This is a genomic window from Marinobacter sp. LV10R520-4, assembly GCF_002563815.1.
GTDB lineage: Bacteria > Pseudomonadota > Gammaproteobacteria > Pseudomonadales > Oleiphilaceae > Marinobacter.
This window is the reverse complement of record NZ_PDJM01000001.1, coordinates 258,795-273,463: the sequence shown is the minus strand read 5'-3', so window position 1 is coordinate 273,463 and position 14,669 is coordinate 258,795. Positions and strand designations below refer to the sequence as shown.

Here is a 14,669-nt window from a genome sequence, read left to right as displayed (position 1 = left end):
GTAAAGCCGATATTCTGCGCAGCGTCTAAAAAGCCAAGCTTTTGTAAGGAACCTGCGTGTGCTTGAAAGTTACTTAACCGGTTTACTGGTGTGCGGCGGTTTAATTATCGCCATTGGCGCGCAAAATGCGTACCTGCTGAGCCAAGCCATTCGCCGGGAGCATCATTGGCCGGTGGCGGCTATTTGCGCAGTGTGCGATGCCAGTCTGTTCGCCCTGGGCATGTTCGGCGTTAGCGCGGCGCTGATGGCGGTGCCCCAGGCGCTGGAATTTTTGCGCTGGCTGGGTGTGGTTTTTCTGGGTTGGCTGGCGCTTCAGGCGGCCGTGCGTGTCTTTAGGGGCCGCGCGGCTTTAAAAGTTGGCGCGGCCACTCGAGGCAGTTTGCGCAAAGTTATACTGACTGCGCTGGCGGTCACTCTTCTGAACCCTCAGGTTTACCTCGACACGCTGCTGCTGGTGCCAGCGATTGGTGCCCAGCAGAGCAGCGCCGTGGCTTTTGTGATCGGCGCCAGCACCGCTTCTGTGGTTTGGTTCAGCCTGCTGGCCTGGGGCGGTGCCGCATTGGCCCCGGTGCTGTCGCGGCCACTGGCCTGGCGTGTTATTGATGGCCTGATTGGTTTAATGATGGCGGCGATAGCGTTGCAATTGGCTCTAAATGGCAGTCTGTAGCGCCGTTCAAAGCCAACTCAGCCGCACTGAAAACATCTATGGGTCCGGCTAGCTGGCCACCTCGGCCAGATAAGTCTCTAGTTCATTGCCCAGCCAGACCACCACGGCGCCACCCTGGGCGTACTCGGATTCCAGCGCGCTGAACACTTTCCACCATTTGGCACTGCGGTGGTGGATGGTGGTCAGCTCGCCGCTGGCCAACGCCTCGCGAATCAGTGGCAGCGGCAAATCCGCCCAGCCAGCGCCATCAATCACCGAGTCCCGTATCAGCTCGTACTGGGTAAACGCTAAATAGTTTGCGGTTTCCGGGGATTCCGGTTCCAGGCGCATATCGCGTATAGAGGCCAGGGTGATTTCGGTGTGCGTCACCAGGTCATCTTGGGTTACCCGTTCCAGCTGGCACAACGGGTGGCTGCTGGCGGCCACCGTTAACATGCGCACATCCGCCAGCTCGCGCCGCCATTCATAGCCTTCGGTGGTGGGCTCGGGCATCAGGCCGTAACACACGTCTACCGACTGATGCTCCACCAGCGCCGGCAATTCCCGGGGTGAGGCCAGATACACCGCAATACTGGTATGGGGGAAGCGTTGTTTAAGGCGCTGAAGAATGCTGCGCCATGCCGAATCGGGCAGAGAGTCATCGCGGCCAATACGCAGAGCGGTTTCGGCACCGCTAATATGGTGCTGGCAACGGGCCATGATCTGTCCTGCTACCTGATCAAAACGCCGGCAGTCGGTCACAATGGAGTGGCCCACAGCGGTCAGCTGAAGCTGGTTACCACTGCGTTCGAACAGTTGCGCGCCCAACTCGTCTTCCAGCGCCGCCAATGCCGTGCTGACGGTGGTGCGGCTGCGGCCGAGCTCGCGGGCAGCCGCGGCAACGGTGCCAAAGCGCACAATCGCCAGAAAAATCTGTATTTGTGATGTTTTCACGCTAGCAGTACCTTGCAAAGTGCCTCGGAGAATTCCTTAGCACGTGTCTTGGAAATTGACTTAGAAAGCGCCTTAAATTGCGTATTTACCCTTATTAGCGACGGGAAAACCGTCGGCCAGCGACTCACGCCTCAGTGTATAGGTGATTAGTATATGCCTCCAGTCACTGGAGGTGTTTATGGCTGCTTTTCTGGCGCGGGAAAACCTGGCGCTGATTTTATCGTCGATAGGTGCTGCCCTGTTTGCAATTTTGGGGATTACCTGGGGCGTGTGGGTCGATTCTTTGGTTATTCTTTTTGATGGCGCCTATTCGTTGGTGAGCTTGATGCTCTCGCTGTTGTCGGTTTATGCAGCGCGCCTGATGCGCAAACCGGCCTGCGATGCGTTTCCCTTGGGTCGTGGTGCTTTGGAGCCCCTGGTGATTGCAGTAAAGGGCCTGACGATTGCCTTGGTGTGTGTCATTTCACTGTTCTGTGCCATTGCTGCTTTGATCAACGGCGGTCAGGTGGTTGATGCCGGTATGGCTCTGATTTTCTCTGTGATCAGCGTAATAGGTTGCGCGCTGGTGTGGGCCTATTTGCATTGGGCCACGGGCCGCAGCCATTCCGGTTTGCTGCTGGCAGAAAAGAAGCAGTGGCTGATGGACATGGCGCTGAGTGCGGCCGTGCTGATCGGTTTTTTGGCAGCCGCTTTGCTGGAAACCGGTGCCTGGGCTCATCTGGCCAGGTACGCCGACCCGCTGATGATGGTGTTGATTTCAGGTTACTTTCTGGTAGTTCCGGTGAAAATGACCGCGGCGGCTGTGCGTGAACTGCTTTTGTCTGCGCCGTCTGAAGAGTTGCAAAGCTGTGTGTCCGAGGCCATGCGGGATGTTGGCTTGCACCCGGACTGTGCCAGCACCATCAAGGTTGGCCCATCACTGATGGTAGAAGTGGCTCTGCCGGATAACTGGCCAGATGATATCAACCGCCTTAGATTCCGGCTGCATCGCAAGTTGGCAAACCTGCCGGTAGAAGCGCGCATATTTGTTCATGCTTCAGACTAGTGTCCCGTTCGGCGTGGTAAAGTAGATTATGCTTAAATTAACAAACGCTGTTGAACTTGCGGACTGGGAGATCGAAATCACCCAGATCCGCGCTCAGGGTGCCGGTGGGCAGAATGTCAACAAGGTCTCCTCTGCGGTGCACTTACGTTTTGACATTCTGAACTCGTCGCTGCCACCGTTTTATAAAGAACGCTTGATGGCGCTGAACGATCAGCGCATCAGCAAAGACGGTGTGCTTATGCTTAAAGCACAAAGCCACCGTACGCTAGAGCTAAACAAAAACGACGCTCTGCAGCGGCTCAAGGCGTTGATTCTGCAGGCCGCAAAACCGCAAAAAGCTCGCCGCGCCACAAGGCCCAGCAAATCCGCCAAGCGTAAGCGCACTGACGGAAAAGTGCAGAAGGGCCGTACCAAAGCGTTGCGGGGAAAGGTTCAGGTTTAATCCACCCCAGCCTGATGGGCAGCGCCGGTGTTAGCTCGCAGAAACTCCGCCATGTCGTCAAAGGCTTCGTCTGCCTCTGGCAGCATAGGGCCGAAAATTTGCCACACGTGCACCATACCCTGCCAGATATGCAGCTCCACCGGAGAGCCTGCTGCCTGCGCCTTGGCGGCGTAGCGCCTTGCGTTGTCTGCCAGCATTTCGCAGTCGCTGACCTGAATCAGGGTGGGTGGCAGGTCATGCAGCGGTCCGCGTAATGGCGAAGCCACGGGGCTGGCCGGTCGCATGCGGAAGGTTGCCGTACTGAACCACCACAAAACCGGCAGCGGCACTTTTTGCAGCCCACCAAACATCGGGCCCAGCATGGGGTCGGTGGCTATATTGCTTCGATTGCTGGGCGCGGTCATGGTCATGTCGGTGGACGGCGACAGTGCGATGGCCGCATCGGCCTGGCGCAGCCTCTGGTCGCGCAGCCACGCAATCAGCGCCAGGGTATGGCTACCGCCGGCCGAATCCCCTGCAATCACCATAATCTGAGCCTCCTGCTCGCCTTCCGGGCCATTGCGCAACAGCCACTCATAGGCTTTGCGGCAATCTTCCACGCCGGCCATATAGCGGTATTCCGGCATCAGCCGATAGTCCACCGCAAACACCGCGGCCTTGCCAATTTGCGACAGCTGGTCGGTCATACTGCGATGGCTGCGCGGGCTACCCGCCATCCAGGCGCCGCCATGAATGTACAGAATGCGCCGACGGGTATCGGCGCCGGGGGCTATCACCCACTCACCGCGGGGTTGTTCGGTAGCGGTGACGGTAGACACCATTTGCAGATCATCGCTGATGCTGTCCATGTACTCGCGCATGGCAAGAATCCGCGCCCGCCCCCTAACACCATCCAGTACTTTGCCCATATTGCGTACGCGTTCGATCACGTCTTTGTTGGCGAGGCTAGGCAGCGCTGTGCGTGATTTGAAATCATGGCCATCAAACGCCGAGTAGTCGTCTGGCCGGAACAGAATGAACGACACGGCTAAAAACACCAGCAAAGACAACCCGATAAATATCAGTAAATACAGAGCCCACATCATAAAAATGCCTCGCTAACCACTTGCAGTTTCTGTTTTAAGCATCACATAAGCTCGCGTTGGTTGCCAGATTCTATACCGCTCGCGGTTGAAACTGTGAGCCGGCGGCCTAAAGTAGATGAGTGTTATCAACTTTCATTGACCACGGTGAAGCTAATTATGAGCGATCAACCCGTACTACTGATTACAGGCGCATCTTCCGGTATTGGTGCGGCTACCGCACGGGCAGCGGCAAAGCAGGGTTATCGCCTGGTACTGGCGGCCCGCTCGGAAGATAAACTGCACAAGTTGCAGCAGGAACTGGGCGGTAAAGAGCAGGTATTAACAGTGCGCTGCGACGTGCAAAGCGAGACAGACCAGCGTGAAATGGTGAAAAAAGCGCTGGCCAGTTTTGGCCGCATCGATGCTGTATTCGCCAACGCTGGCCGCGGAGGCGAGCCCGGTGGGTTCAGTGGTGCCGATGTGGAAGTCTGGAAAGACATGATTCTGACCAACATCTACGGTGTTGGCCTGACCGTGCAGCATTGCCTGCCGGCGCTGAGGGAAAGCCGTGGGCACCTGTTACTGACGGGTTCTGCCGCAGGGCGTGTAACCATTCCGGGATCTATGTACAGCGCGACAAAATGGGCGGTTTCCGCCATTGGCTATGGCGCTCGCGAAGAACTGCGGGGCTCTGGTATTCGAGTAACCCTGATTGAGCCGGGCATGGTAGACACGCCCTTTTTTGACCAACAGCCAGACAACGCGCTGCAGCCAGACGATGTTGCCAACGCGGTGATGTATGCCGTGTCCCAGCCGGCTCATGTCGACGTTAACGAAATACTGGTGCGGCCTACGCCGGCGATCAAAGACTCATAGACCAAAAAACTGCCGATAGAGAAAACAGAGGAAAGTGTGCGTTAGCGTTTTGGACTGCGCTGGCGCTGCTTCTTCGGCTTGGGTTTTGGCTTGGCAGCAGGCTTTACGCCTTTGCGGTTGTCTGGCCGTGCACCGGGCTTGCCCGCAGGTTTGGCACCTGACCGGGCTGGGGGTTTGTTACCGGTGTGTGGGCCCGTGCGTGGCTTGTTGTTGTCGCGCTTTTGCGCTGGTGCAGTGGCTGGCTTTGCCTTGCTGCCGGATTTTTTAGCTGCGGCTGGAACATCGGATGAAGAGTCCCGAATGCTGTCCATCAGCACCGCCAGCTCTTTTGATGTTAAATCCCGCCATTGGCCCACGGGGAGATTGCCCAAGCTGATGTTCATAATGCGCTGTCGCTCCAGGCGCGTTACGTCAAAGCCAAAATGTTCCGCCATGCGTCTAATCTGCCGGTTCAGGCCTTGTACCAGAACAATGCGGAACACAAAGCGCGACTCCTGCGACACCCGGCATTTTTTTGTAACCGTACCCAGAATCGGTACTCCACCGGCCATACCATCAATAAAGGTCTTGGTGATGGGCTTATCAATGGTGACCAAATACTCTTTCTCGTGATTGTTACCCGCCCGCAAGATCTTGTTGACCAGATCGCCGTTGCTGGTCATAAAAATCAGCCCTTGAGAATCCTTGTCTAGCCGGCCGATAGGGAAAATTCTCACCGTGTGCCCGACAAAGCGCTGAATATTGTCGCGCTCGGCGCTGTCGGTGGTGCTGACAATGCCCACCGGCTTGTTCAGAGCGATGAATACCTGATCTTCTTCAGCACGGGGCTCAATTATTTGGCCGTTGACCATCACCGTATCCGTCGGCAATACCTGATCACCAACGCTGGCGCGCTTGCCGTTGATTCGCACATTACCTTGCTCGATGTATCGATCGGCCTCGCGCCGCGAACAAATGCCGCTCTCGCTGATGTATTTGTTCAGGCGTGTGGACGAAGACTGGGTCATGCAGGGCACCGGCTGGGTGTGGGTTCAATTAAGCGGTGCATCATAACAGGCGAGCGCGCTGGACGTGAATGTCCTCCTCTGCCATTGTTGCCAGATAACGCCCGCCCCACCCAACCAGAACCGCCCCATGCCCTCAACGCTTTCAATCAACTGCCCCGTCTGCGAGCGGGCTCAGCTTCATGATTTTCAGACCATCAAACAACAGCATTATTTGCGCTGCCCGGAATGCCAATGCACCGTGATGGCACCCGAGTGCCATTTAAGCTCCGAACAGGAAAAAGCCATTTACCAATACCACGACAACAATCCGGACGATCCCGGGTACCGTCGTTTCCTGTCCAAGGTGGCTGATCCGTTATTGCCCCGACTTCCCCGCGGAGCTCACGGCCTGGATTTTGGCTGTGGCCCCGGCCCTGTGTTGGCTGGCATGCTGGAGGAAGCGGGTATGACCATGGCGCTGTACGATCCGTTTTTTCATCCACAGCCTGATGTCTTGCAGCAGCAATACGACTTCATCACTTGCACCGAAGTGCTGGAACATTTGCACCAGCCTGCGGCGGTCTTACGCCAGCTGGATGGCCTGTTAAAACCTGGCGGTTTGCTGGCGGTGATGACCTGCTTTCAGACGGACGACACCCGCTTTGCAAGCTGGCACTACCGGCGTGATCTGACTCACGTGGTGTTTTATAAAGAAGAAACACTGGAGTTGATAGCGAAGCAGCATCAGTGGATTTTGGAGGTACCGAGAAAAGACGTGGCCATTTTCACCAAAGCAGAGTGAGGGGGGAGCGTGGCGTTGAGTGAAATGAGGCGCCGGTTGCTCAACGGACGAAAATAGATGCATTTGCTTCAACTCAGGAGCAGCAGCGAATTTTCGGCTAATCACGCTTTAGTGGGGTGGGAGGACAGAGGGAACAAACAGCTGTAATCTTGTACACAAGCTGTCGGGGTTGTGCTGACCGCTTTTCACTTCTTAGCGTTAAATCAAGTAGAGAAAAAAGAGGTAAACATGTCAGGAATCAAAGAGCTTGACAAATTGCTTAGCGCTATGAAACCGAAACTGACGAATGATGAATTTGTATTTTGCACTGTTGTCGGTGAACTAAGCGATTATGCTCATTTAAGACCAGTGGCTACGTTCTTGGAGCTAGAAGGTTTAACATTGGTGCTACTAAAACATCAGGCCCAAAACGCAGGTTTAAAGTACGAAAGTTCTTTTCGCCAAATTACATTAACGGTTCATTCAAGTCTTGAGGCGGTCGGTTTAACAGCTGCCGTATCGACAAGGCTAGCCTCAAAGAATATTAGTGCTAACGTAATTGCCGCGTATTATCACGACCATATATTTGTGTCTTACGATAAGGCAGAGCAGGCTTTGCTTGCGTTAAACGAGTTTAGCGAGTAGAGAAAGGCTTCGGTCAGAACACTTCGAGTAAAATGCCAAACTCGACTGTTAAAATTTCTTGGTTGAGCGCGAAGTCAAAGAAGGGAGTTTCCCAATTATACCAGTACCAACAATCACCGCTTGACCAGCTATATGGATTACCAAGTTATTATGATTATATTCGGTCTCAGCAAAGATGAGACTCGGCCGGTTCATTTCTACGCCTTGGCTGATTTTCCAGCGCCGTGAGCTAGGGATTTTTTCGTCAACTGCCAGCATGCCAACCAAGGCTGCGGCGGCACTTCCGGTGGCGGGATCTTCTCGCTGTCCTCCCTCGCCACAGAACATACGGGCACGCAGGACGCTTTCAGCACTTGAGGCATTCTCGGCCACATAGAGGTAAATTTGATCGCAGCCGCTGGGTGATATGTTCTCCGACCAAATACTGGGCGAGAGTTGAACGCGGCCGAGCGCTTTTAACGATTCAAGCTCAATCAGATGGTATGGGAGTCCACACGAAGCAAGTACTGGCTTGCTGACCACTTCTTCCGGCTCCAGTCCAAGCAACTGAGCTGCGGTTACTTTTTCTAGAGTACTGGTTTGGATATGTATTGGTGCCGCTACAGTAAAACGGGTTAGGTTTTTGTCGTAGGCCACGACTAAAGGCCCGACTCCGGCGTCGAGTGTGAGCGGCCTGTCGCGCAGAGCCATACCTAGCTCCGCCAACAGATGCGCAGTCCCTACCGTCGGGTGCCCGGCAAAAGGAAGCTCCATGTTTGGAGTGAAAATACGGATAGGGTAGTACTCATAGCCTTTCATCTTGTTCTCCTTTGGAGTTACCGCATACATCGAATGAGGAAGCAGTCAATTATGCCTCCGGCTGGAATTCCGCAACAACGCCATATAACAGTTTCAATCTAAGAAAATTGTAGGATAACAATTCCAAAAAACGTGACTAACGCAAAGAATGAACGGCGAACACCTATTTTTTCGGAGAGGAAAAGTTTGCCAAGGACCAAAGAGAACAAAACACTGGTCTCGCGCAGCACTGCTACCAAAGCAATAGGCGCGTGGGCGAACGCCCAAATCGCGATCCAGAAACATGCAAAAGCTGCGAAACCGGCGAGCAAGCCACGGCCCCGGGTTTCGACTGCTGCTATAAATGCGGACCGGCCACGGTAAAAGTACATGAAGGTCATCATGCCCAATCCATCAAGTATAAAGAGCCAAGCTGCAAAAGTAGCGATGGACTTGAGAGTGGTCGCATTTTCACCGACTCGAACCCCGACCCCGTCGAGCATGGTGTATGCGGCTACGCTCAATCCGGCCCCTAGACACAAAGTTAGGGCAACACCACTAAGCCGTACAGCACTGCTATTTTCAGGCACTGATAGACCGAAAGTACCAAGAACGATAATTAGGATACCTAGAAGCATTACACCTGTTAATTCGTCGTGAAAAACTAACATACTTACAGATGTGACCAATACAATACTGAACCCGCGCGATATTGGATAGATTTTAGTCATCTCGCCAAGTTCATAGGCCTTTGCCAGAGCGATTTTATATGTTGTATGCGGCACAGCTGCCAAGCTCAACCAAATCCATGCTTCCGGAACAGGATATCCAAGAAAAGGAACCATCATCACAGCTATTGAGAATTGTACGATGGCGATGGTAAGCATCATCGTAAGTTTGTCAGAATGCCCTTTAACGAAATGAGCGAAATTCCAATTCAAAATTTCTGATTTAGTGTTGGATGGATAGCGACTATTTTGGTCGGTCCTGGTTCTCAATGTAGGCACGGAGAACGCTGATCGGTGCCCCACCCACTGACAACAAGCAGTATGACCGACTCCACAGCGCGTTTGTGCCCCAGTAAAACTCTTTGAGCTGGGCGCCATACTCCTTTTTGGTCATTCGGCTGCTGACGGTTTTCAGCGTGTTGATCAGTTTTGCCGGTGTAACCATCGGGTGAAGCGTGATCAGTGCGTGGATGTGATCGGCTTCGCCGTTGAACTCATCCAGACCGCAGTCATCGGCGCTTAACAGTCGGATGAACTCATCTTCAAGCCAAAGCAGCATCTCGTCATTCAGGCACTTGTTCCGATATTTGGTCACCAACACCAGATGATATTGGAGTTTGTAAACGCACGAGTTATGACTTCTTTTCATCGGAAAATTTCACTGTATAAATTATTGACACCAATTAGGTCAGGTCGTAATATTATCAACATGAACAACGAGAAATCAACCCACATTCGCACCCAGCAAATCCTCATTCGAAAGCAGCATGAGGCGTTTCGCGGAGCCAGCGTTTGCACTCAGATTGTTCGCCGAATTAAAAACGCCACCTCCTATCTGATGCAGCACCATCCTGATGGCAAAGATCAGAGGCTATCGCATCGCGACGCCGATAAATGGCTGAAGAGGAACAACCCGGAACTGTACACCAAGCTTCCATCAGCCATCGCCCAGCGAAGCACTCAGATTGTCGGCCAGGAATGGACCTCTTATTTTGCGGCTCTGCGGGCGTACAAGAAGATGCCTTCCAGCTTCAAGGCCAAGCCGAAGAAGCCCGGTTACGCCCACAAAGCGGCCACCGTGCACATCGGTCGAAACGGCTTCAAGTTTGTCGACGGCACGTTGTATTTTGCCAACGGTGTATTGCCACCGATCAAAACGCAGTTTCGGTTTTCACAAAAATGGAACGCGTCTGTCGGCGACACCGTTGCGCTTGAAGTCAGAATTGTACCCAGGGGCAACTGCTTCATTATCGAAATCATCTACAACGAATCAAAAATTGTGGAGGCGGGCAACTTTTGCCGTCTTCTCGACCAATCCCGCAAGGCCGGGATCGATCTAGGCATCAACAACCTTATCGCACTCGCAACCGATCAGCCGGGCGTTCGCCCTGTTCTGATCAACGGTAAAGCGCTGAAATCGATCAATGCCTGGTACAACAAACGTGTGGCCAAACTTCGCTCCCAAGGCAAATACGCCCACATTCGCGCCGTGACTAATAAGCGTCATCGCCGAATAAAAGACTTGCTGCACAGAGCCTCCAGCAAGGTGATCGCTTATTGCCTGGAGAACAATATCGGCACACTGGTCATCGGTTATAACAAACACTGGAAGCAAGAGGTCAATATTGGCCGCGTGAACAACCAGAAATTTGTCGGCATTCCACACTCAATTTTGATTTCTCAAATCCAATACAAGTGTCACGGGCTGGGCATCACCACCGTTATTCAGGAAGAGTCGTACACGTCCAAAGCCTCCGCTCTAGATAATGACGTCCTGCCGGTTTACGGTGAAAAACCCAAAAACGTCTTACCACTATTCAGCGGAAAGCGAATCCGCCGAGGGTTGTATCAAAGCAAACACGGGATCATAAACGCCGACATCAACGGCGCTCTTAATATCCTCAGAAAAGCAACGGGTGAGGCCTTAGGGCTAGCCTGTAAGGGGTTTGTGTCCAACCCCATAATGATGGATCTTATGCCACACAAATCCGTCGTTATTAGAAGGGAAAATGCTGCGCATCAGATCGCCGCGTAGTAGGTTTACCCAGATGCCAACTCAAAATCTTCGATTTAGTGTTGGTAGTTCACCGATAGTGTTCCAGACTGCGTGGAGCAGAGCAGCACCCAGCACGCCGAATATTACAAAGGCCAAACTCAACGCGTGAGCCCACCATGCAGGATTGTTCTTTGACCAGTGAAGGTGCCCACCATAAAACCTATCACCGAAGTGTAAATGCCAGCTGCAGTGTTCTAATACCGCCCCGAAAGAACCAATTCCGAAAATCGTTGCAGCAAGCTGCTGGCTTCCGGTGCCGGCTTAACCGCGGCCAGCAAAGCATCTGCATCACCGCCCTCGGCGTTTATATCCAAAGCCTGCACCGCCAGATAAGCGCGCATTACGTCGTCGGTAAACTCCGGATGAAACTGCACACCCCAGGCACATTCACCAATTCGAAAAGCCTGATGTGGCTCGAAATCCGAAGCACCCAACAGCACCGCCTGTGGCGGCAAACTCAACACCGATTGCTTGTGAGTCAGCTGGGCTGAAAACTGGGAGGGCATGGTGCCAAACAGAGCGTCAGTTGCGGCTGACTCTTTAAGTGTAACGGTATGAGTGCCACTTTCACGGCCTTCAGGATGGTAACCCACCGTGCCACCGATGACAGCCCACGAACAAACCAGGATTCGAAATCGCCGCAGCATTTGCGAATCTGTGGGTAGGTTTCGCCGGTTTTTACAATAATAACGCGCGGCTTGCGAGTGTCAGCGAGCAGAGTCGTCATAGCCGAAAAGATTCCTGCTTAAGAAGTTTGTTCCTGCGGCAGTTCCGCGTTGTGGAACACGTTCTGAACATCGTCCAGGTCATTCAGCATATCCAGGAATTTCTCGAACATTGGAACGTCATCACCGGTGACTTCAGTGGTCGTTTTCGCTAAAAACTGAATGTCGTCAGCGTCGAAATCAATGCCTTCGAACGCGTCTACTAGCGCTTGGCGGGCTTTAGCGTATTCGGTGTGGGGCGCGAACACAGTGATCAGTTCGTCTTCCGTTTCGATGTCGGTTACGTCCACATCCGCATCCATCAACGCTTCCAGAACGGCGTCTTCGTCTTGCCCCGTGAAGGCAAAAATCGCGCAATGGTCGAACATGTGGGCAACGGTGCCCGGCGTTCCGATTCTGGCTTTGGTTTTGGTAAACGCCAGGCGCACATCACCAAAGGTGCGGTTGGGGTTGTCGGTCAGGCAGTCCACAATCACCATGCAATTACCCGGGCCGTAGCCTTCATAACGCGCTGGTGAGTAATCTTCACCGGTACCGCCGCGGGCCTTGTCGATGGCTTTTTCAATAACGTGGCTGGGAACCTGGTCTTTTTTGGCGCGATCGATCAGCCCGCGCAGAGACAGGTTGCCGTCTGGGTCGGTGCCGCCGGATTTCGCCGACATATAGATTTCACGACCGTACTTGCTGTAAACCTTGGTCTTGGCGTCGGCCGTTTTGGCCATGGATTGTTTGCGGTTCTGATAGGCTCTGCCCATGTGCGCTGCCTCGTTGATTGCTGAGTGGGGCTCTTTCAAGCCCCGCTGAAACTTTCGATAAGCCCCGTTGAAACTCCCTTTAAGCCCCGTTGAAACTTTTTAAAGGCCCCGTTGAAACTCTTTTAAGAGCGCGAGATTTTACTGGACAACGAAGGGAGGGAACAGAGTTTATTCCTTTTAGACGTAATCTACCGGTGGGCGGTAGTTATCCTGAGTCACAAGGTCGATCCCGCACTCTACCGAGCTGACCCAGTTCAGAAAGCGTTCCACCATTTCCGGGCCCTCAAAGCGCTTACCATGCTGAGGCACAATGGCCTGTACATCCATTTCCCGAATCATATTCGCCCACAGGCGGCATACCTTCTGCGAGGCAATATAACGGCGGTGAAAGCCCATCATGTAAGGAATGTGCTTGTCGAAATCGGCTACCGGAAGGTGTTCATCGGGGCTACCCATAGACGCGCCCAAATCCCCGGAAAACAAAATTTTCGCAATCGGATCGTAAAACTGAATGTTACCCACCGAGTGCATGAAGTGGGCGGGTAAACACTGCACGTAAGTGTCGCCAAAGCGAACATTCGCTCCGGTATCCGGTATCGCCATAATACGATCATAAACGTTGCCGCCCACCAGTTTAGCCACATGGTCAGACACTAGGTGGGGCAGGAAGCGAGCCCACAGTTTGGACGTCACCACTTTGGCACGGGTGTGCACCAGCCAACGGTCAATGGCCCCAATAATGTCCGGGTCTTGATGTGATGCAAATACGTAATCCAATTCGCGAATATTCATGAAACGCGATGCAGCTACGGCCAATGGCGTATAGGTAAGATCGCCACCCGGGTCAATCAAGGCTTCGTGTGTGCCATCCACCAGCAGAAATTGGTTGGATTGAACGCCTTCACCAATAACCAGCGAATCAAACATCAGGCATTTGTGGTGCCCGTTATCGAACAGCACAATGGGTTCTGCGGCCATGTTATTCTCCTGAAAGACGCTCATTAAATAGTCTCGCGGAGATTACGGAATCAATCAAAACAGAGCGTTGCCCCAGATCAATTTCGTAACAGCCGCTTGCTAATGTTGTGCAGACGCATCTTACGCTTCCATTTAGTTAGTGCCGTGCGTTGTGTCTATAATCCCGCGGTGACTTTCCCATGATTTTTTTGAACAGTCGTGAAAAATAGTAGGCGTCATCATAGCCCAACTGCCGGCTGATAGCCGCAAAAGGCAAGGAGGTACTATCCAGCAGCTGGCAGGCACGTTCCACTTTTAAACGCAAAAAGTGCTGGATGGGTGAAATACCCGTGCGCTCGCGATAGCGGGTAGCGAAATGCGCCGGCGACAAACCGGCCAAGTCCGCCAGCTGCTCCAGCGTCAGCCTTTGTTCCAGGTTTTCCCGCATATAACTATTTAGCACTTCCAGATCCGGACCGGCGTCTTGTTCGCTGTGTTCCGCAATCATCGGTATTGCCGCCAGCAGTTGGCGCAGGCGATTGGCGACGTGAATCAGGCCGCTGGTGCGAAAGCCGGTTTGCCGCACCGACAGCAAACCGTTGAAATCCACCAACAGCCTTGGCTGGCGGCCGATATAAAGCAGCGGTGTTTGCCGGTCGAACCCCATGTGGCCGGTAAAAGCATCGGCTAACGGGCCGGTGTAATGCACCCAGTGAATCGTCCAGGGATTAGCAGGGTCGGAGGTATAACGGTGGCTAGCGCCGGCAGGCAGCAACACCAGATCTCCCGCGCTAACAGTAAACGCTTCGCCATTCACATTAAGAAAACCCTGGCCATCGCTGCAATAGATCAGCAAATGGTCCGCAGGCTGCTCCCGGTGCATGTGGTGCCCGCTGGCCCGCCGATAGTGGCCAAAAGCGATGGGATAGAGCTCGCGGGTAAGCGGGTGCGAGCTTAGAAGCCGAACACTGGGCTCGGGTAGCAAGTAGCGCACGCTGTCGGGCGGCGCCGGCCATTGTGACGTTAGGGCCATATGGAATTCCCGCTTTTCGTGATCGAAAGATAGTCCATTATTGGCGAAACTTAGTCAATCACACGGCCCCAATTACCGTGCTAGTCTGAATGACACGCTTGAGCTAATCCGCACGATAATCCGGCACAGCTCAACATTTGCACAGTTTTGCAAGACGTTTGCACAACAACAAAACACTCGCTCTACACAACAGGCAGGA

General features: G+C 53.5%; 17 protein-coding genes. 7 read left to right on the top strand and 10 right to left on the bottom strand.

The annotated features are described in order from the left end of the window. The first annotated feature begins 58 nt into the window (after positions 1 to 58). Positions 59 to 667, top strand: a complete 609-nt coding sequence (locus tag ATG98_RS01260; protein ID WP_098419162.1) for a LysE/ArgO family amino acid transporter — start codon at positions 59 to 61, stop codon at positions 665 to 667. Positions 668 to 715: 48 nt separating this feature from the next. On the opposite strand, the gene ATG98_RS01255 is transcribed toward ATG98_RS01260, so the two are convergent. Beyond that, entirely contained in the window at positions 716 to 1,600 is an 885-nt protein-coding gene (locus tag ATG98_RS01255) for a LysR family transcriptional regulator (protein WP_098419161.1), read from the bottom strand. Positions 1,601 to 1,778: 178 nt separating this feature from the next. Here ATG98_RS01255 and ATG98_RS01250 point away from each other — a divergent pair, with 178 nt between their 5' ends. Next, a complete protein-coding gene (locus tag ATG98_RS01250; RefSeq protein WP_098419160.1) occupies positions 1,779 to 2,645 on the top strand; it encodes a cation transporter in 867 nt (288 codons plus the stop codon). A gap of 28 nt (positions 2,646 to 2,673) precedes the next feature. Further along, positions 2,674 to 3,087 carry an alternative ribosome rescue aminoacyl-tRNA hydrolase ArfB gene (gene arfB / locus ATG98_RS01245; protein ID WP_098419159.1) on the top strand — a complete coding sequence of 138 codons (414 nt, stop codon included), beginning with the start codon at positions 2,674 to 2,676 and terminating at the stop codon, positions 3,085 to 3,087. Here the strand turns inward: arfB and ATG98_RS01240 are convergent. Further along, on the bottom strand, positions 3,084 to 4,172 hold the full coding sequence (locus ATG98_RS01240; RefSeq protein ID WP_323807645.1) for an alpha/beta hydrolase: 1,089 nt from the start codon (positions 4,170 to 4,172) through the stop codon (positions 3,084 to 3,086). The genes arfB and ATG98_RS01240 overlap by 4 nt on opposite strands. 156 nt (positions 4,173 to 4,328) lie before the next feature. Here ATG98_RS01240 and ATG98_RS01235 point away from each other — a divergent pair, with 156 nt between their 5' ends. Next, the gene (locus ATG98_RS01235; protein WP_098421968.1) at positions 4,329 to 5,027 is read left to right on the top strand and encodes an SDR family oxidoreductase; all 699 of its coding nucleotides are present in this window, start codon (positions 4,329 to 4,331) and stop codon (positions 5,025 to 5,027) included. Positions 5,028 to 5,068: 41 nt separating this feature from the next. Here ATG98_RS01235 and rluF read toward each other — a convergent pair whose 3' ends face one another. Further along, entirely contained in the window at positions 5,069 to 6,034 is a 966-nt protein-coding gene (rluF, locus tag ATG98_RS01230; protein WP_098421967.1) for a 23S rRNA pseudouridine(2604) synthase RluF, read from the bottom strand. A 127-nt stretch (positions 6,035 to 6,161) separates the two neighbouring features. Between rluF and ATG98_RS01225 the strand changes: the two genes are divergently transcribed. Together ATG98_RS01225 and ATG98_RS01220 are read left to right on the top strand one after the other, a co-directional pair. Continuing rightward, a complete protein-coding gene (locus tag ATG98_RS01225) occupies positions 6,162 to 6,815 on the top strand; it encodes a class I SAM-dependent methyltransferase (protein WP_098421966.1) in 654 nt (217 codons plus the stop codon). Positions 6,816 to 7,043: 228 nt separating this feature from the next. After that, positions 7,044 to 7,439, top strand: a complete 396-nt coding sequence (locus tag ATG98_RS01220) for an ACT domain-containing protein (RefSeq protein WP_098421965.1) — start codon at positions 7,044 to 7,046, stop codon at positions 7,437 to 7,439. Between the two features lie 48 nt (positions 7,440 to 7,487). Here the strand turns inward: ATG98_RS01220 and ATG98_RS01215 are convergent, their stop codons facing one another. The 3 genes from ATG98_RS01215 to tnpA form a co-directional block, all read right to left on the bottom strand. Then, a complete protein-coding gene (locus tag ATG98_RS01215) occupies positions 7,488 to 8,237 on the bottom strand; it encodes a PhzF family phenazine biosynthesis protein (RefSeq protein ID WP_179888005.1) in 750 nt (249 codons plus the stop codon). A 98-nt stretch (positions 8,238 to 8,335) separates the two neighbouring features. Continuing rightward, a complete protein-coding gene (locus ATG98_RS01210; RefSeq protein ID WP_228705989.1) occupies positions 8,336 to 9,157 on the bottom strand; it encodes a DMT family transporter in 822 nt (273 codons plus the stop codon). A gap of 31 nt (positions 9,158 to 9,188) precedes the next feature. Continuing rightward, complete coding sequence (tnpA, locus tag ATG98_RS01205; protein ID WP_098419150.1) at positions 9,189 to 9,593, bottom strand: IS200/IS605 family transposase; 405 nt, start codon at positions 9,591 to 9,593, stop codon at positions 9,189 to 9,191. Positions 9,594 to 9,653: 60 nt separating this feature from the next. Between tnpA and ATG98_RS01200 the strand changes: the two genes are divergently transcribed. Further along, positions 9,654 to 10,979 (top strand): RNA-guided endonuclease InsQ/TnpB family protein, encoded by a 1,326-nt coding sequence (locus tag ATG98_RS01200; protein WP_228705988.1) that lies wholly within the window; start codon positions 9,654 to 9,656, stop codon positions 10,977 to 10,979. A gap of 215 nt (positions 10,980 to 11,194) precedes the next feature. Here the strand turns inward: ATG98_RS01200 and ATG98_RS01195 are convergent, their stop codons facing one another. The 4 genes from ATG98_RS01195 to ATG98_RS01180 all read right to left on the bottom strand — a co-directional run bounded on the left by ATG98_RS01195 (position 11,195) and on the right by ATG98_RS01180 (position 14,470). Continuing rightward, on the bottom strand, positions 11,195 to 11,647 hold the full coding sequence (locus ATG98_RS01195; protein WP_323807746.1) for a glutamine amidotransferase-related protein: 453 nt from the start codon (positions 11,645 to 11,647) through the stop codon (positions 11,195 to 11,197). A gap of 98 nt (positions 11,648 to 11,745) precedes the next feature. Beyond that, positions 11,746 to 12,480: a YebC/PmpR family DNA-binding transcriptional regulator gene (locus ATG98_RS01190; protein ID WP_098421963.1), complete on the bottom strand. Its 735-nt coding sequence runs from the start codon at positions 12,478 to 12,480 to the stop codon at positions 11,746 to 11,748. Between the two features lie 177 nt (positions 12,481 to 12,657). Further along, entirely contained in the window at positions 12,658 to 13,458 is an 801-nt protein-coding gene (locus tag ATG98_RS01185; protein WP_098419146.1) for an MBL fold metallo-hydrolase, read from the bottom strand. A gap of 136 nt (positions 13,459 to 13,594) precedes the next feature. Then, positions 13,595 to 14,470, bottom strand: coding sequence for an AraC family transcriptional regulator (locus ATG98_RS01180; RefSeq protein WP_098419145.1), 876 nt, complete (start codon positions 14,468 to 14,470; stop codon positions 13,595 to 13,597). Positions 14,471 to 14,669: the final 199 nt, after the last annotated feature.